At 45.3% G+C, this 17,932-nt stretch carries 12 protein-coding genes; 9 read left to right on the top strand and 3 right to left on the bottom strand.

Translation table 11 applies throughout. The features are described from left to right. Positions 1-11 precede the first annotated feature (11 nt). From leuC to leuA, 3 genes are all read right to left on the bottom strand, one after another. The gene (gene leuC, locus AB4323_RS12345) at positions 12-1,424 is read right to left on the bottom strand and encodes a 3-isopropylmalate dehydratase large subunit (protein WP_017062936.1); all 1,413 of its coding nucleotides are present in this window, start codon (positions 1,422-1,424) and stop codon (positions 12-14) included. Between the two features lie 117 nt (positions 1,425-1,541). Then, the gene (gene leuB, locus AB4323_RS12340; protein WP_102393667.1) at positions 1,542-2,633 is read right to left on the bottom strand and encodes a 3-isopropylmalate dehydrogenase; all 1,092 of its coding nucleotides are present in this window, start codon (positions 2,631-2,633) and stop codon (positions 1,542-1,544) included. Between the two features lie 98 nt (positions 2,634-2,731). Further along, positions 2,732-4,279, bottom strand: a complete 1,548-nt coding sequence (gene leuA, locus AB4323_RS12335) for a 2-isopropylmalate synthase (protein WP_048614879.1) — start codon at positions 4,277-4,279, stop codon at positions 2,732-2,734. 568 nt (positions 4,280-4,847) lie between these two features. Between leuA and AB4323_RS12330 the strand changes: the two genes are divergently transcribed. From AB4323_RS12330 to ilvN, 9 genes are all read left to right on the top strand, one after another. Then, a complete protein-coding gene (locus AB4323_RS12330) occupies positions 4,848-5,507 on the top strand; it encodes a TetR/AcrR family transcriptional regulator (protein WP_017062933.1) in 660 nt (219 codons plus the stop codon). Then, positions 5,507-6,844, top strand: coding sequence for an efflux RND transporter periplasmic adaptor subunit (locus AB4323_RS12325; RefSeq protein ID WP_372145528.1), 1,338 nt, complete (start codon positions 5,507-5,509; stop codon positions 6,842-6,844). Before AB4323_RS12330 ends, AB4323_RS12325 begins: the two co-directional genes overlap by 1 nt. After that, complete coding sequence (locus AB4323_RS12320; RefSeq protein ID WP_372152573.1) at positions 6,841-9,948, top strand: efflux RND transporter permease subunit; 3,108 nt, start codon at positions 6,841-6,843, stop codon at positions 9,946-9,948. The genes AB4323_RS12325 and AB4323_RS12320 overlap by 4 nt, the downstream gene beginning before the upstream one ends. Positions 9,949-10,235: 287 nt before the next feature. Beyond that, on the top strand, positions 10,236-10,760 hold the full coding sequence (locus AB4323_RS12315; protein ID WP_372152570.1) for a phosphatase PAP2 family protein: 525 nt from the start codon (positions 10,236-10,238) through the stop codon (positions 10,758-10,760). 54 nt (positions 10,761-10,814) lie between these two features. Further along, on the top strand, positions 10,815-11,870 hold the full coding sequence (locus AB4323_RS12310; protein WP_017068817.1) for an MJ1255/VC2487 family glycosyltransferase: 1,056 nt from the start codon (positions 10,815-10,817) through the stop codon (positions 11,868-11,870). Between the two features lie 346 nt (positions 11,871-12,216). Then, a complete protein-coding gene (gene leuO / locus AB4323_RS12305) occupies positions 12,217-13,176 on the top strand; it encodes a transcriptional regulator LeuO (protein ID WP_017061397.1) in 960 nt (319 codons plus the stop codon). Positions 13,177-13,378: 202 nt separating this feature from the next. Then, positions 13,379-15,187 (top strand): long-chain fatty acid--CoA ligase, encoded by a 1,809-nt coding sequence (locus AB4323_RS12300; RefSeq protein ID WP_017066937.1) that lies wholly within the window; start codon positions 13,379-13,381, stop codon positions 15,185-15,187. Positions 15,188-15,647: 460 nt separating this feature from the next. Continuing rightward, complete coding sequence (locus AB4323_RS12295; protein WP_017062926.1) at positions 15,648-17,405, top strand: acetolactate synthase 3 large subunit; 1,758 nt, start codon at positions 15,648-15,650, stop codon at positions 17,403-17,405. 1 nt (position 17,406) lies between these two features. Further along, positions 17,407-17,901 (top strand): acetolactate synthase small subunit, encoded by a 495-nt coding sequence (gene ilvN, locus AB4323_RS12290; RefSeq protein WP_008219984.1) that lies wholly within the window; start codon positions 17,407-17,409, stop codon positions 17,899-17,901. Positions 17,902-17,932: the final 31 nt, after the last annotated feature.

The following is a 17,932-nucleotide window of genomic DNA, read 5'->3' as shown; positions in this document are numbered from 1 at the left end:
AAATCCTCTAATTAAAGTTCACGAATATCGACAAAGTGACCAGCGATAGCCGCTGCGGCTGCCATTGCTGGGCTAACTAGGTGCGTACGACCATCACGGCCTTGGCGACCTTCAAAGTTACGGTTTGATGTAGAAGCACAGCGCTCTTGTGGACCTAGACGGTCGTTGTTCATCGCAAGACACATAGAGCAACCCGGTAAACGCCATTCAAAGCCTGCTTCGATGAAGATCTTATCTAGGCCTTCAGCCTCAGCTTGTGCTTTAACTTGCTCTGAACCCGGAACGATAAGCGCTTGAACATGTTTCGCTACTTGACGGCCTTTCGCTACCGCTGCTGCTGCACGCATGTCTTCGATACGAGAGTTAGTACAAGAACCCACGAACACTTTATCTACGTTGTAATCAGATAGAGATTTACCGGCTTCAAGACCCATGTAAGCCAGCGCTTTTTCAGCTGATGCTTTTTCTACAGGGTCTGCGAAGCTTTCTGGTGCAGGGATTGGTGTGTCTACTGAGATAACCTGACCTGGGTTGGTACCCCAAGTGACTTGTGGTTTGATGTCTGCCGCTTCTAATGTAACAACTGCATCGAATTCTGCATCAGCATCGGTTTTTAACGTATCCCAGTATTCGATTGCTGCTTCTAGGTCTTCGCCTTCTGGAGAGAACTTACGACCTTTGATGTACTCGTATGTCGTTGCATCTGGAGCGATTAAGCCTGCTTTAGCGCCAAGCTCGATTGCCATGTTACATACTGTCATACGACCTTCCATCGTAAGGTCGGTAATTGCCTCACCACAGAATTCAACTACGTAGCCAGTACCGCCAGCAGCCGTTGTTTTACCGATGATCGCTAGCACGATGTCTTTTGCAGTGATGCCAGGAGTAACCTTGCCTTTTACTTCGATCTTCATGGTTTTAGCGCGAGCTTGTTTTAGCGTTTGCGTAGCTAGAACGTGTTCCACTTCTGAAGTACCGATACCAAATGCTAGTGAACCAAATGCACCGTGTGTAGCCGTGTGCGAGTCACCACATACGATGGTCATGCCCGGTAGCGTAATACCTAGCTCAGGACCCATTACGTGCACAATACCTTGGTATTTGTGGTTTAGATCGTAAAGCGTGACACCAAACTCTTCACAGTTCTTCGATAGCGTTTCCATTTGGATACGAGCCATCTCACCAGAAGCGTTGATGTCTTTAGTTTGTGTCGATACGTTGTGATCCATGGTCGCGAAGGTTTTGCCTACTTGGCGAACTTTACGACCTTTTTCACGCAGGCCATCAAAGGCTTGTGGCGACGTTACTTCGTGGACTAAGTGGCGATCGATATAAAGAATTGGTGTTTCGCCCTTCGCTGCAACCGCAACGTGAGCGTCATAAACTTTTTCGTATAAGGTTTTTGCGTGCTGGTTTGTCGACATAGCTTTTCTTCCTTGGGAGCATCAGTCCCAGTGTTTGTTTCGAGCCAAGTCATGCGGTTTACGCTGACTTGGCTTGATATTATTCTTATGTACTTGCTTCTAATCGGAGCCTTTAGCTTATGAAGCTAAGATGTACTCAGCGATCTTGTCACCCATTTCTGAGGTAGTCAGTGCTTCGTTCTTACCTGCAAGGTCTGCCGTTAGCTCGCCTGCAGAAAGTGCTTTCGATACCGCTGCTTCGATGTCTTGTGCTGCTGCTTCTTCGCCTAGGCTGTAACGAAGCATTAGGGCTGCAGAAAGGATTTGCGCGACTGGGTTTGCGATGTTCTTACCTGCGATATCTGGTGCGCTGCCACCTGCTGGTTCGTATAGGCCGAAGTTGCTTTCATTTAAACTTGCAGAAGGAAGCATACCCATAGAGCCAGTGATCATTGCGCACTCATCAGAGATGATGTCACCAAAGATGTTTGAACATAGCATTACGTCAAACTGAGATGGGTCTTTGATTAGCTGCATGGTCGCGTTGTCGATGTACATATGGTTTAGCGTGACATCTGGGTAATCTTTTGCGATCTCTTCAACGACTTCACGCCATAGGATAGAGCTCTGTAGAACGTTCGCTTTATCGATTGAGTAAACGTTTTTGTTACGTAGGCGTGCCGATTCAAACGCAATCTTTGCAATACGTTCGATTTCGTAGCGGTGGTAAACCTCTGTATCAAAAGCTTTTTCAGTTGCGCCTTCGCCTTCACGGCCTTTAGGTTGGCCGAAGTAGATACCGCCTGTTAGCTCACGGACTACCACGATGTCGAAACCGTTACCTGAGATGTCAGCACGTAAAGGAGAGAAAGACTCTAGACCTTTATGGATTTGAGCTGGACGTAGGTTACAGAACAGTTGGAAGTGTTTACGTAGAGGAAGTAGGGCACCACGCTCTGGTTGGTCGTTCGGTGGAAGGTGTTCCCATTTAGGACCGCCAACAGAACCAAAAAGTACTGCGTCAGATTCTTCACAGCCAGTGACTGTTGCTTCTGGAAGTGGACAGCCGTGGTTATCAATTGCAATACCACCAACATCATACTCTTCGCGAGAAAAGCTAATCGCGTGCTTCTTTTCGATCGCGTCTAGCACTTTATGCGCTTGTTGCATTACTTCTGGGCCAATGCCATCACCAGGTAGTACGGCAATTTTGTATGATTTATCAGTCATGTTAATCCTTTAATTCTTTGTTACTGAGCTATTTAGCTCGTTTTAAATTTTGTCCCTAAAGCCAATAACATCGGCTCTAGGGCTCTGTTATTGGGTGTTTAAACTGTTGCGATTCTTTGCTGTTTCATTTCAGCAATGGTGTCTGCGCGTTGAATGCTATTAATAACGTGCAGTAGCGCCTGACCAGAGGCCTCAACGATATCCGTTGAAACGCCTGTACCGTGGTACTTGCGGCCTTTGTAGTTCGCAATAATATCAGCTTGGCCTAAGCCATCTTCGCCTTCACCTTTCGCGGTAAGGTCGAATTTATCCAATGCAATTTCGTAACCCGTTAAGCGGTAGATACATTGGTATAAAGCATCAACCGGGCCGTTACCGACAGCCGCTTCGCATTTCTCTTCATCACCACATTGCAGCTTGATGCTGGTGGTAGACATAACACTACCAGATTGTACGCTTAGGTAGTTAAGTTTATAGAAGTCATCTTCGTCACGTAGATTTGCGAAGTGCATTAGTGCTTCTAGGTCGTAATCGAATACTTGGCCTTTACGGTCAGCCAGTTTCAAAAAGTCTTCGTACAATGAATCTAGGTTGTACTCATTGTCTTTGTAGCCCATTGCGTCCATGTGGCTCTTAACGGCTGCACGACCACTGCGACTTGTTAGGTTCAATGCCTTGTTTTTCAAGCCAATAGACTCAGGAGTCATGATCTCGTAAGTGTTCTTGTTCTTTAGCATGCCATCTTGGTGAATACCTGAAGAGTGGCTGAACGCGTTTGCACCGACGATAGCTTTGTTGTCTTGAATTGGCATATGGCAAAGCTGGCTAACCAATTTACTGGTACGGTGAATCTCTTTGTGGTCCAAACCGGTATGAACACCTAATAGCTCTTGACGAGTTTTGATGATCATTGCGATTTCTTCTAAAGAACAGTTACCCGCACGCTCACCAATACCATTGATTGTGCCTTCAATTTGTCGAGCACCTGCTTGAACGGCAGCAATTGAGTTAGCAACCGACATGCCTAAGTCATCGTGACAGTGAACAGAGATGATCGCTTGGTCGATGTTGGGTACGCGATCAAATAGCGTTTGGATAATGCCACCAAACTCATTCGGTACTGTGTAGCCTACGGTGTCTGGAATGTTGATGGTTTTTGCGCCCGCGTTAATCGCGGCTTCAACCATACGACATAGGTTGTCGATAGGTGTACGACCGGCATCTTCACAAGAGAACTCAACATCGTCAGTGTAGTTGCGCGCATGCTTTACCGCTTTCACTGCCATCTCGACAACATCGTCGTAGCTGCGGCGTAATTTATCTTGCACGTGAACCGTCGATGTAGAAATGAAGGTATGAATACGGAACTGCTCAGCCACTTTTAGCGCTTCTGCAGCGGCATCGATATCTTTTGCAACTGCACGAGAAAGCGCACAGATACGGCTATCTTTAATATTTTTTGCGATGGTTTGTACTGATTCGAAATCGCCTGGCGATGACACAGGGAAACCCGCTTCAATAACATCTACACCCAGTCGTTCAAGTGCATAAGCGATCTGTAATTTCTCTTTTACCGTAAGGCTTGCTGCCAACGCTTGCTCGCCGTCACGTAAAGTCGTATCAAAAATTATCACTTGATCGTTCATGGGTGCTTCCTTATATCGATATTGTATCGATTGCTATCCAAATTATTATTGAGAATGATGTTCTTTTAAAAGTGCCAGTTACAAAAAAACCCGCTCAGCGCGGGTTTTAATATTTGTGTAGTTCTTGACCCACAACTTACCCGCGCGATTGGTTCACGATAAGGAGAAGTTTCAGCAGTCGAGAAGAAGAAAAAATCATTACACAAATATCCGTAAATAAACTGTTAACACCATATGTACCGTAATTTATTCTGAGCGTCAAACAAGAAAATCCAATATCAGCATACATTAGCGGCGTTTTGGTTTGGTTTGTGCTGCTTGCGTGTTGTTTGTTGGTGTTATCGGCTGATTGAGTGTTTCGTACTGGGCGGTTAGTTTATCGTTTGGCTTATGTGTAGGTTAAAACTTTGTAGTAAATCTTTTTGATGGAACGATTCACCAATAAAATTAAAAGGGCGGCTAAATTAATTAATCATTTGATTAAATAGTGAGTAATTAATCTTCTACAACCATGTCGATTTATCCCTATAATTAATCGTGTGATTAATTATAGGGATAGGTCTCAGTGATGGCAGCGCGTAAAGCAGGGCGACCTCAACAGAATCTAGATGTACGGCAGTTACTCATTGAGCACGCTCGAGATCTGTTCGTGGTTCAACCGTACGACAAGGTATCGACTCGCTTAGTTGCTGAGCGAGCGGGTGTGAATATTGCGATGATTCGCTATTACTTTGGCAGTAAAGCCGGATTGTTTGAGGCGATGCTGCGTGAAACATTACGCCCTATGCAATTACAAATGCAGAGACTCGTTGATGAAAGCAGTCATGAGAACTTTCTTGATTTAATGCGGACTTACTACAAAGAGATGGTCAAAGTGCCGAAGTTTCCTCGCTTGATAGCCCAAGTGATGAATATGCCTCCCTCTGAAGTGCAAAGAGAGTTGCTCGAAAAGGTTTTCCTCGATGTTGCAAAGCCAGCCCAAGATGTCATTTTTGAAAAGTTGGTTGAACAAGGCATCTTAAAACAGAACATGGATCCAAAATTGTGCCGTATTTCGTATGTAAGCTTGATGGTGTTTCCTTTCATCGCTCCGCCGCCTTTATTGGCAATTCATGGGATTGAGATTAATGAAGAATTTCTTAATCGTTTAATCGAACACAACATTCAATTGATGACTGAAGGCTTTATTAACGCACCGAGCCCTTCTTCCGTGCAGGACCAAAGATAATGAAAATAAATAAAAAACTACTCTTCTTTCCAGCACTTGCGGTTGGTGTTATTGGCCTTGTCGCCGCGATTAACTTGAAGCCGGATCTTCCAACCAAACCTGCGGGTGATAGGGCTCGCTTAGTTGATACTGTGAGCCTAGAACAACAACTGATAGCGCCGTTAGCGGTCGGCTTTGGCAAAGTAGTGCCTAAAGTTGAATGGAAAGCGATTGCTGAGGTGACAGGACAGATCGTGTATCGACATCCAGATCTTGAAAAAGGCCAGGTGATCCCTGCAGGAATGGTCGTGCTCAAGGTTGATCCATTGGATTACGAATTGAAACTGATACAAGCAGAGGCGGATCTAAAATCAAGCCAAACCTCATTAGCGAAATTGAATCAAGAAGAAGACAACCTTAATCAGACTCTTAAGATCGAAAAGAATCGTTTGGTGATCAGCAATAAAGAGCTACAACGTAAACAGGATCTGCGTAAGAAAGGGCTCACCTCTCAATCGGATGTCGACCTGCAACAACAAAGCGCATTGTCTCAGCAGAAGTTGGTATTAGATATCGCGAACCAAATCGCGTTGATGCCAGATGAAAAGCGTGTTGCGGAAGCGGTGATTAAGGTCAACGTGTCTAAGGTAAAAGAGGCGCAGCGCTCTCTCGATAAGACCACGATCACTTTACCAAGAGCGATGCGAATTGCTCAAGTTGATATTGAACAAAATCAAGTAGTTAACCTTCAGCAAGAGATGTTTATTGCTCACGGGATTGATGTTATGGAAGTGGAGGCGCAACTTTCTATTCACGATATGCAAACTTTAGCCTCCAGCTTTAACCAATTTCCTCGCGATGCTGCAGGAATCCCTAATCCTTATGAAGCGCCAATCAAAGCAAGCATTCAACTTAACAGCGGCAACCTGAACCTCAGTTGGCCAGCGAAGGTGGCAAGAATCAGCGAAACAGTTGATGAAAACCAAGCGACGGCGGGGATTATTCTCGAGATCGCTCAAGATTACTCACAATTGCAACCAGACAGCGCAACGCCTTTGGTTAACGGTATGTTTGTCAAAGCTGAGATTGAGGGTGTCGCGAATCTAAGTTGGGTGGTTCCAGAGCGAGCACTGCATGGTGATAAGGTTTACCTGATGGATGACAACCAGCGTTTGCAAGTGGTCAATGTTGAAGTGCTTTATCGCAGAGACAATCAAGTGGTTGTGAGTGGAGAGCTACAAACTGGAGATAAACTGGTTCTTAATGATGTCCTGCCAGCAATAGAAGGCATGTTACTGAGAGAGTCCAACTCTGAAGAGGCTGAGCTTGAATCAGATACTCAGGAGAGTGCGTCATGATCAAGTTTTTCTCTCGGCACCCAACAGCAGCAAACTTGTTGATGCTTGGGTTGTTGATCTTGGGTATAAGCTCACTATCAACCATCAAACGTGAAACCTTCCCCGCTTACGATCCGCCTTACATTATGGCTGCGATTGTCTATCCCGGCGCCTCTCCACAAGAAGTGGAAGAGAGCTTGTGTGTACGAATGGAAGATGCAGTAGACGGCTTAGCCAACATTGAAGAGACTCAATGTGAAGCGATCGAAGGCAGCGCCCGTTTAATTCTCAAGTTAAATGAAAAAGCGGACATCGGCCGAATGCTGGTGGACGTGCAAACCCAGATCAACTCGATCAATGACTTCCCAACTGAGATTGAATCGCCTGTTGTTCAAGAGCTAGATTGGAATGAACCGGTTGTCGATATCGCTATAACAGCCGAAACGTCGTGGCCAGAACTTAAGGCCTACGCGGAAGATCTTAAGCGCACCATGAAGCTTGATTACGATGTATCTTTGGTCGAGGTTAGCGGCTTCTCGGATCATCAATATCGAGTGGAACTGGATACCCAAGCTATTCGTCAGTTGGGTTTGAGTGTCGGTGATATCGCGGATCAAATTGGTCGACAGAATGTAAAACTGCCGAGTGGTAACGTTGAAACACCAGACAAAAACTTTCTGATTCGTTTCGACGAGAGACGAGTTACGCCTGTTGAGCTGGAAAGCATCGTGGTTGGATCTGCGCCTAATGGCTCGGTGATTCGTTTGAGAGACATAGCCAAAATAACCGACCGCTTTGAGCTTGATGAGCAAAAGGTGCTATTTGATGGCAAGCCTTCAGCGCTGCTTAAGATCAGTAAGAACAAAGAAGACGATGCGCTGCGAATCAAAGAGAACGTAACACGATTCGTTGAAGATCAAAGCGCGATTGCTCCTGATGGCGTGACACTACAAATGACCAACGATCTCTCATCTGTGCTTTGGGATCGTCTAACCATGATGGTGAGCAATGGCTGGCAAGGTATTGTGCTGGTGTTCGCCACCATGTGGCTGTTCTTCAGCTTACGTTATTCATTTTGGGTGGCGGCAGGGTTGCCAGTGGCCTTCCTTGGTGGCTTGTTCTTAATGGCCAACCTTGGTTTGTCGATCAACATTATGTCGCTGGTCGGGTTGTTAATGGCAATCGGTATTATGATGGATGACGCCATCGTGATAGCCGAATCGATAGCCTCCCACTTAGATAGGGGACAAAGCGTCGATGATGCGGTGTACAACGGCGTTAAGAAAGTGTTTCCCGGAGTGTTGTCTTCTTTCTTAACCACGGTGTGTATTTTCGGTAGCTTACTGTTCCTAGATGGCGAGATGGGCGCGGTGCTTAAGGCCGTTCCTCAAGTATTGATTTTGGTGCTGTCGTTGAGCTTGATTGAAGCCTTCCTGATTCTACCTAATCACTTATCTCATTCATTACATAAAGAAAAAAATGATAAGCCAGCGCTGCGCTTTAAAGTGGTGTTGCTTGAGAAGTTTGAGAACTTCCGTAATACCACTTTGATGAACATGGTTGAGAAAGTCGTGACCTTCCGCTACGCCTTTATGGGCGGAGTGATTACGTTGTTGTTACTTTCGGTCGCCTTGATTGCTGGTGGCGTTGTTAAGTTTCAACCTTTCCCTGAGCTAGATGGTGATATCGCCGAGGCGCGTATTATTCTTCCGCCGGGGGCGTCACTGTCTCAAACCGAGAAAGTGGTCGACAAAATTGTCGCGTCTGCTGAGCGTTTGAACAAGCAATGGAGCGAAGAGGTTGAAGAAGGCAATACACTGGTCGAGCACATAACTAGCCAATTCAATGCTAACGCCGATGCCAATGAATCCGGCCCGCACTTAGCCACAGTGCGCTTAGATTTACGCGGAGCAGAGAGTCGTAATACGGTTATCGATGATTTCATTGATGCGTGGCGAGAGGATATTGGCGATTTAGCGGATCCTATTTCATTGGTGTTCAAGCAACCGACTATGGGGCCGGGCGGTCGTGCTATTGAAATCCGCGCCAAACACGATGACCTGAGCGCATTGAAATCCGCTTCTTTGGATATTCAGGAATACCTTAATCAGTTTGATGGCGTGCACGGCGTGCTGGATGACATGCGTATGGGTAAAGAAGAGATTTTGGTGAAGCTGCGTCCGGGCGCTGAGACCTACAATGTGAATGGACAGATGATCGCTTCCCAATTACGTGCGGCTTTCTTTGGTCAGACAGCGGATGAGATTCAAATCGGTGTTGAGAATATCTCGATTGAAGTTCGTCTTGATAAAGAACAAGCGGGCGACATACAGCAGCTAGCTAACTTCCCAATCATTACCGCAGATGGCAGTCAGATCCCGCTAGCAACGTTGGCGACATTAGATTTCCAGCGTAACTACGTGCGAATTCAGCGTATTGATGGGCTGAGAACCATCAGTATTTTTGGTGATATTGATAATAAGAAAGCGAGTTCATCCGCGATTTTGGCTCAGTTCCAAAAAGATGAAGCCGCCAAACTTATTCAGAAGTACCCGGGTTTACGCTTTGATTTCGAAGGGGAGGCCAAGGATGCAGCCAAGACTGGCGCTTCGATGGGCAAAGGATTCTTGCTCGGCTTATTCGGCGTGTTTGCGATTCTTAGCTATCAGTTCAGAAGCTATTTAGAGCCTGTGGTCGTGATGTTAGCGATTCCACTCGCTTTTATTGGGGTGGTCGTTGGTCACTGGATACTTGGCCATTCTTTGAGTATGCCAAGCATGATGGGCTTTGTGTCGCTTGCCGGAATTGTGGTTAATGATTCCATCTTGTTGGTGCAGTACATTCGTCACCATGTCGATGAGGGAGATAGCGTGCATGACTCGGTGGTGAAAGCCAGTCGCGAGCGTTTCCGAGCGGTATTCTTGACCTCAATGACGACTGCGGCAGGTTTGCTACCGCTGTTGACGGAAACCAGCTTACAGGCTCAGGTTATCCAGCCACTGGTTATTTCGATCGTATTCGGCATATTTGCCTCGACCTTATTAGTATTGTTTATGATCCCAGCGGCCTACGCGATATTGGCGGATTTCGGTTTGGTGAAAAAGCACGAGCCATTAGCGCTATAACTTTTAGTGCTATAGCCTTTAGCGCTATTATCATTAGCGAACGCTATAACCATTAACACGATAGAAGTAGCGTTTGCTTGCTTATATAAAGAAGTAAAAACATAGAAGAATAAAGCGGCCTTGGGTCGCTTTATTTTTATCGACAGTTTCTAGGCCTCATCAGCTTGCTTAGCGAAAGCGGTCAATTCGCCTCAAAATTCATTTTAGTTCATTCAAAACGTCACTTAACTGTCATTTCAGGAGCATAACTTGAGCCTTAACTGAATAAGGATTGTTAAGGAGATTGTATGCGTACTATCGAACCTATTGTCCGCTGGGATGTGGCATTTTCTGTTTTCTGTTTAAAGAGTCGTTATAGCGGACAACAGGCGACACTCAGTAAGGCGGTGTCTCATACTGGAGATGGACACCTTTACGTTTTGATTGCTTTGGTTGCACTACTGGCTGACAGTTACACCGGTCGAGATTTTCTATTGGTGGGCTTAACTGCCTTTGCAATCGAGTTACCTATTTACTGGTTTGCCAAAAATACCCTCAAGCGTCGCAGACCCGCTGAATTCTCTTCATTGCTTTACTCCCATATTGTGCCATCTGATAAATACAGCCTGCCTTCTGGGCATTCCGCTGCGGCTTTTGTTATGGCGACTCTAATCGGACATTTCTATCCGAGCTTGTACCTCTTTAGCTTGGTGTGGGCAACTGCGATTGCAGGCTCTCGAATCCTGCTCGGTGTGCACTTTTTAACGGACGTACTGATTGGCGCAGCCTTGGGCATCGCTTGTACCAGCCTCGCTATCAGCTTCATCCTGTAATTATTTTGTTGGCAACCACTGCCGAGTTTAAGTGGCAAACTTAAAGGAACATGCATGAAAATTTTATATGGCGTACAAGGCACAGGAAATGGGCACATCGCTCGAGCGAGAGCAATGGCCGTCGCTTTTCGTCAGCAAAATATTGATGTCGATTTTCTGTTCTCTGGGCGAGATGAGAGCAAATACTTTTCGATGGAAGCGTTTGGCAACTATCAGACCCGCAGCGGCTTAACTTTTTACAGCGAGCAGGGGCAGGTTAAATACGGCAAAACATTCATGAAGAACAACATCTGGCGATTTCTCCGTGAGATTAACCAGATCGATCTTACGCCTTATGACTTAGTGATTAATGATTTTGAGCCTGTCACTGCATGGGCGGCTAAGAGACAAGGTGTGCCATGCATTGGGATAAGCCACCAGAATGCGTTTCGTTATGATGTACCCAAAGAAGGGGGCAACTGGATTGAACATTCAGTGATTCAACATTTCGCCCCAACCGAGCACTCTATTGGCTTGCACTGGTATCACTTTGAACAGCCGATTTTGCCGCCTATCGTTCACACGCTGGTTGGTGAGCAACAAACCAAAACAGCACAAGACTTTACGTTGGTCTATTTGCCATTTGAGGATCTTGAGTCGATCTCAGAGCTGCTGATGAAGTTCATTTCGCAAAACTTTGTCTGTTACCACCCGGATGTGATTGAGCATAGCCGAGTTGAAAATATTGAGTTCAAACCACTGAGTCATGCGGGCTTTCAATTCGACCTCAATCAGTGCTCTGGTGTGGTCGCAAATGGCGGCTTTGAATTGCCATCTGAAGCCCTAACTTTGGGGAAGAAATTGCTTCTCAAACCACTCGAAGGACAGTTCGAACAACAGAGCAATGTGGCGACGCTAGAGGCCCTTGGGTTAGCTCAAACCATGACGTTTTTAGATGCGGCTATCTTGCGCGCTTGGCTCAGTGAAAAACAGGCCGAAGTGGTCACCTATCCAGACGTGGCAAGTGCACTCGTTGAGTGGGTATTAGCAGGGAATTGGTCTAATCAAGATGATTTAAGAAAGCAACTTTGGGACAAGGTCGACTTTCCAAGTTATGCATCGCTCACCTAACTCATAAGTGCTATTTCTGAATTGGCCGGTTGAACAATTCACGAGTTCAATAAATTGTAACAAATGTAACCAAACGATAGAACAGCTAAATAAGTCGAAATTAAACTCATAAGTGACGCATTTTATGTTTTTTTATAACTCTATAAATAATTGATTTTTAGATGTTGTTTAATCATTAAGGTAAAATAAAATTATTCTTTATCAATCTTGTTGGTAGCTCGAGATGCATTGGTTAATAGTAATGTCAATCCGAAAAACATCGGTCTGATAAATATAAGAATTAGTGGTTATCTATTCTCATACCATTACCAATTTAACGCTGTCGAACCGACAAGAGGCAACTTGAATGTTAGATAAGAAAGACGCAATGAGTGCTATTGCAAGCTACAGAATGGAAAGCACACTTCGTGGAGTCGACTTAAATCTTTTGACTGTATTTGATGCAGTTATGCAAGAGCAAAACATTACACGTGCAGCTCACAATCTGGGTATGTCTCAGCCTGCTGTAAGTAACGCTGTTGCTCGTCTAAAAGTGATGTTTAACGACGAACTATTCATGCGTCAAGGTCGTGGTATTCAACCGACTCAACGTGCTCGTCAGTTGTTTGGTCCAATCCGCCAAGCGCTACAGTTAGTACGCAACGAACTACCAAGTTCTGTGTTCTCTCCAGAGTCGTCTTCTCGCCTGTTCAAACTAGCGATTTGCAGCCCTTGTGATATGCGTTTTGCTCCTAAGATTATGTCGACAATCAACGAGCAAGCACCTAGCGTGAAACTGCACATGGATGCTGAATTCGATCGTCAACTTTCTGAGCGTATGCGCTACCAAGAAATCGACTTCGTTATTGATTACGCTCGTTTTGATGAGCAAGGCTTCTCAAGCACTGAAATCTTCCAAGACGAATTAGTTGTGGTTGCTTCTGCTTCTCACCCACGTATCAACGGTGAAGTTTCTGCGGCAGAGCTGCTTAACGAAAAGCACGCAAAACTGTCTCGCATCCATGGTCAACGTAGCTTCTCTGAGCAAGCTTACCGTGACCTAGATTGCACGCCTTTCTACGAAGGTACGAGCTTAAGCAACGTTCTTTACGTTGTAGGCCAATCTGAACTAGTAACAATTGCTCCTCGTTGGATGGTAGAACATGCAGCAAACAAAGAGCAGCTTCAGATTCTAGATTTCCCATTCGATAATGCGGCGATTTCTGGCTTCCTAAGCTGGCACGAATCAAGTGAAAAGGATAAAGGACACATTTGGTTACGAGATCAGTTAATGATGATCTGTGGCGAAGTAGTGGCACTTAACTAGACACTAATCCCTATGATTTATAAGCCCTAAGCTAGGAGACTGGCTTAGGGCTTTTTTATGCGTGCTATTTTAGTAGGTAGAAAACTTAGCGTTAGACGTACTATTACTTATAACTTTGAGCTTCATCAGTTGCCTTTTCCATGATCAGAGGTACACTTGTGCGCTCAAAAAAGCTTACAGGTGTAAGCCTAAAGGTAAAGAGATGGCCAATTTAGATTTTCATATCGTAAAAAGACTTCGTGACCAAATTGCCCAAGGCGGCAACCGTACAGCTTTGAAGCACAAAGTAGATAATGTATGGCAAGGTATTAGCTGGCAGCAGTTTGGACAACAAATCGATACGCTTTCATTAGCACTGTTGGCTCAAGGACTGAGAGTTCAGGATAAGATCGGTATCTATTCGAACAATATGCCTCAATGGACCGTGGCAGATTTTGCATCGTTACAAGCACGCCTTGTGACTGTGCCGATTTATCCAACGAATACAGCAGCACAGTCTTCTTACATCATCCAAAATGCAGATGTGAAGATCTTATTCGTTGGTGAGCAAGTTCAATTCGATGCGGCGGTTAGCCTGTTTGAAGAGTGCGAGCAGCTAGAAGTTGTTGTGGCTATGTCTGATGACATCGACCTGCAAGGACACAGCTTTGCCGTATCTTGGAATGACTTCATGGCGCGTGGCGTTGAAGCACAACAAGCTGAACTTGACGTGCGTCTTGCTGATGCAAGCATGGACGACCTGCTGACTCTTATCTATACCTCTGGTACCACAGGTCAGCCAAAAGGCGTAATGCTTGATTACACCAACATTGGCTACCAGTTAGAAGGCCACGATGAGCGCCTTAGCCTGAGCAAAGACGATGTCTCATTGTGTTTCCTACCGTTATCACACGTATTTGAGCGTGCTTGGACGTTCTACGTTCTTTATAAAGGCGCAACCAACTGCTACCTGCAAGATACGATGCAAGTGCGTGATGCGCTAAGTGATGTGAAACCTACTGTAATGTGTGCGGTTCCACGCTTCTACGAGAAGATCTTCTCTGCGATTCACGAGAAGGTATCTAAAGCACCATTTATTCGTAAAGTGCTATTTACTTGGGCGGTGAACATGGGAGCAAAGCTTTCAGTTTGTCACCAAGAAGGTCGTACTCCATCGTTGATGCTGAAGAAGAGCCATGCGCTAGCTGATAAGCTTGTGCTATCTAAACTGCGCGCTCTACTCGGCGGTAACATCAACTTCATGCCTTGTGGTGGAGCTAAGTTAGATGAAACCATCGGTCGCTTCTTCCATGCTATCGGTATCAACGTAAAACTTGGCTACGGCATGACAGAAACCACAGCAACGGTGTCTTGCTGGGATGACCGCTGCTTTAACCCTGATTCTATCGGTATGTCGATGCCGGGCGCAGAAGTTAAGATTGGTGCTAAGGACGAGATTCTTGTTCGCGGTCCAATGGTGATGCGTGGCTACTACAAGATGCCAGAAGAGACAGCTAAGACATTCGATGAGCACGGTTTCTTGAAAACCGGTGATGCGGGTCATTTTGATGAAAATGGTAACCTGTTCATTACTGATCGTATCAAAGAGCTGATGAAAACTTCTGGTGGTAAGTATATTGCCCCGCAAGTGGTTGAAGGTGCGATTGGTAAAGATCACTTTATCGAACAGATTGCTGTTATCGCTGATACACGCAAATTCGTTTCTGCGCTGATTGTTCCTTGTTATGACTCGCTAGAAGAGTACGCCAAAGAGCTTAATATCAAGTATCACGATCGCGTTGAACTTGTTAAGCACCACCAAATCGTCGAGATGCTAGAAAAGCGTGTGAATGACCTACAGCAAGAACTGGCTAAGTTTGAGCAAGTGAAGAAATTCAAACTGCTACCAAAAGCATTTTCTATGGATGATGGTGAACTGACACCAACTCAAAAATTGCGTCGTAAAGTTATCAACGATAAGTATCAAGACGAAATCGAAGAAATGTACAACGAAAAGCCTAAAGATAAGTAGTTTTCTGCTTAGATAAATTTTCAGTTGTTTAAAAATCCCCCTACGAATGTGATTGCATTTTTAGGGGGATTTTTTGTATCTAATGACACAGCACAATGTGCGAAAGCGCACACCAGCAAGCTCGCGGTTTATCGATAAATAGCGATCTATTAAAATATTAAGTGCTTTTTTTTGTTCGCTAACTAGTGTTTAAACCTGGCGTGTGGGGCTGAGTTGGGTTTTATTTAATGCTTTGAGCTAATAGTTGGTTTTTTGGCACAGTTGCCGAATAACAGGTGTTAGACCAGATGATAATAAAGCGTTAAAGTTGTTTCGTATTACTGTTTGTTGTTATCACGACAGACAGCCATAGCCGAAAAAGTGGAAGTATTTCGAATTAGGCTACGAATAAGCCCTAGACTATGAAAAACCAGCCCAACATGTTCACCAAATATGATTGGAAACTGGTGAGGAGAGCAATATGACAACAAAACCTGAAACAGCCATGTCATCCGGCGCTGAAATGTTATCCGGCGCTGAGATGGTGGTGCAGTCTCTAATTGAAGAGGGTGTAGAACAAATCTTTGGTTACCCAGGTGGTTCTGTACTTGATATCTACGATGCGTTGCATGCTAAAACTGCTGAAATTAAACACGTATTAGTGCGACACGAACAAGCCGCTACCCACATGGCAGATGGCTATACTCGTTCTACCGGTAAACCGGGTGTAGTACTTGTGTGTTCTGGTCCAGGTGCGACCAATACCGTTACTGGTATTGCAACCGCCTACATGGACTCAATCCCAATGATTGTTATTTCTGGTAACGTACCAAATAACCTCATTGGTAATGACGCCTTCCAAGAGTGTGACATCGTGGGTGTATCACGCCCGATCGTTAAACACAGCTTCTTAGTTAAGAAAGCGGAAGATATCCCTGAAGTCGTTAAAAAAGCATTCTATATTTCAACGACAGGACGTCCCGGTCCTGTGGTTATTGATCTGCCGAAAGACATCTTAAACCCACAAATCAAGCTTCCTTATGAATACCCAGAAACGCTCAAAATGCGTTCGTATAACCCAACGGTTACGGGTCATAAAGGTCAGATCAAAAAGGCGCTAAAAGCCCTTCTTGAAGCGAAGAAGCCGGTACTTTATGTCGGTGGTGGTGCGGTTATTTCTGAGGCAGATAAGCCGCTGTTAAAATTAGCAGAGGCACTGAATTTACCTGTGGTAAGCACCCTAATGGGGCTTGGCGCTTTCCCTGGCACCCATAAGAACTCTTTGGGTATGTTGGGCATGCATGGTTTGTATGAAGCCAATATGGCGATGCACAATGCGGATTTGATCTTTGGTATTGGCGTACGTTTCGATGATCGAACGACCAATAACCTAGATAAGTACTGCCCTGATGCGAAGATCATGCACATTGATATCGACCCATCTTCGATCTCTAAGAACGTAAAAGTGGATCTACCGATTGTAGGTTCTGCTGAAAAGGTTCTAGAGAGCATGGTGAACTTGCTCGTTGAGCAAGGCGGCACTAACGATGCAGAAGCGATTGAAAGCTGGTGGAGTGAAATCAAGCAGTGGCAAGAGCGTGACTGCCTAGCTTACGAGAAATCGTCTGAGCGCATCAAACCACAGCAAGTAATTGAAACACTGCATAAAGTAACCAATGGCGATGCCTATGTTGCTTCTGACGTAGGTCAACACCAAATGTTTGCTGCTTTATACTACCCGTTTAACAAGCCACGTCGTTGGATTAACTCTGGTGGTCTAGGCACGATGGGCTTTGGCCTGCCTGCTGGTATGGGCGTTAAGTTTGCTAAGCCAGATGAAGAGGTGGTTGTGGTAACCGGTGACGGCAGTATTCAAATGAATATCCAAGAGCTGTCGACTGCGCTGCAATACAATATCCCGGTTAAGATTATTAACCTTAACAACCGTTTCCTAGGCATGGTAAAACAGTGGCAAGACATTGTTTATCAAGGCCGTTACTCTAACTCATATATGGACTCTGTTCCTGATTTTGCTGCTATCGCTGAGGCTTATGGCCACGTTGGTATGCGCATTTCATCTCCGGATGAATTGGAATCAGGTTTGGAAAAAGCACTGGCGATGAAAGACCGTTTGGTATTTGTCGATATTAGTGTGGATGACACCGAGCACGTATACCCAATGCAGATCAAAGGCGAGGGTATGGATAACATGTGGCTAAGCAAAACGGAGAGAACATAATATGAGACACATTATTTCACTACTAATGGAAAACCAACCTGGTGCGCTTTCTCGTGTGGTTGGCTTGTTTTCTCAGCGTGGCTACAACATCGAGTCTTTGAACGTATCTCCAACCGATGATCCGACGCTGTCTCGTTTGAACGTCACTACTAACTCGAGCGAAATGCAGCTTGAGCAGATTCAGAAACAACTGCATAAGCTAATCGACGTACTTAAAGTACAAGAAGTGTCTGAACTTGAACACATTGAACGTGAGCTGTTGATGGTAAAAGTACGTGCGAGCGGCTTTGCTCGTGCGGAAGTGAAGCGCACAGCGGATATCTTCCGTGGTCAGATCGTTGATGTTACGGCTTCTCAATATACGGTTCAAATGGCGGGTACTAGCGAGAAACTGGATGCCTTCATTCAGGCGCTGTCTGAAGTGACGGAAGTGCTTGAAGTAGCTCGAAGTGGTGTTGTTGGCATCGCACGAGGCGAACGTGCGTTGAAAGCCTAGACGATAAGTCTTTAAAAAATAACTTTAAAGC

The organism is Vibrio sp. 10N.261.52.C11 (assembly GCF_041471405.1).
Lineage (GTDB): Bacteria > Pseudomonadota > Gammaproteobacteria > Enterobacterales > Vibrionaceae > Vibrio > Vibrio crassostreae_C.
This window is presented reverse-complemented; position numbering and strand designations above follow the sequence as displayed.

Bases quoted from the DNA above. Each gene is read 5' to 3' on its own strand.
- AB4323_RS12330 (WP_017062933.1), top strand. From the start codon at position 4,848: ATGGCAGCGCGTAAAGCAGGGCGACCTCAACAGAATCTAGATGTACGG.
- AB4323_RS12300 (WP_017066937.1), top strand. From the start codon at position 13,379: ATGGCCAATTTAGATTTTCATATCGTAAAAAGACTTCGTGACCAAATT.
- leuA (WP_048614879.1), bottom strand. From the start codon at position 4,279: ATGAACGATCAAGTGATAATTTTTGATACGACTTTACGTGACGGCGAG.
- leuB (WP_102393667.1), bottom strand. From the start codon at position 2,633: ATGACTGATAAATCATACAAAATTGCCGTACTACCTGGTGATGGCATT.
- AB4323_RS12315 (WP_372152570.1), top strand. From the start codon at position 10,236: ATGCGTACTATCGAACCTATTGTCCGCTGGGATGTGGCATTTTCTGTT.
- AB4323_RS12325 (WP_372145528.1), top strand. From the start codon at position 5,507: ATGAAAATAAATAAAAAACTACTCTTCTTTCCAGCACTTGCGGTTGGT.
- AB4323_RS12310 (WP_017068817.1), top strand. From the start codon at position 10,815: ATGAAAATTTTATATGGCGTACAAGGCACAGGAAATGGGCACATCGCT.
- leuO (WP_017061397.1), top strand. From the start codon at position 12,217: ATGTTAGATAAGAAAGACGCAATGAGTGCTATTGCAAGCTACAGAATG.
- AB4323_RS12295 (WP_017062926.1), top strand. From the start codon at position 15,648: ATGACAACAAAACCTGAAACAGCCATGTCATCCGGCGCTGAAATGTTA.
- AB4323_RS12320 (WP_372152573.1), top strand. From the start codon at position 6,841: ATGATCAAGTTTTTCTCTCGGCACCCAACAGCAGCAAACTTGTTGATG.
- ilvN (WP_008219984.1), top strand. From the start codon at position 17,407: ATGAGACACATTATTTCACTACTAATGGAAAACCAACCTGGTGCGCTT.
- leuC (WP_017062936.1), bottom strand. From the start codon at position 1,424: ATGTCGACAAACCAGCACGCAAAAACCTTATACGAAAAAGTTTATGAC.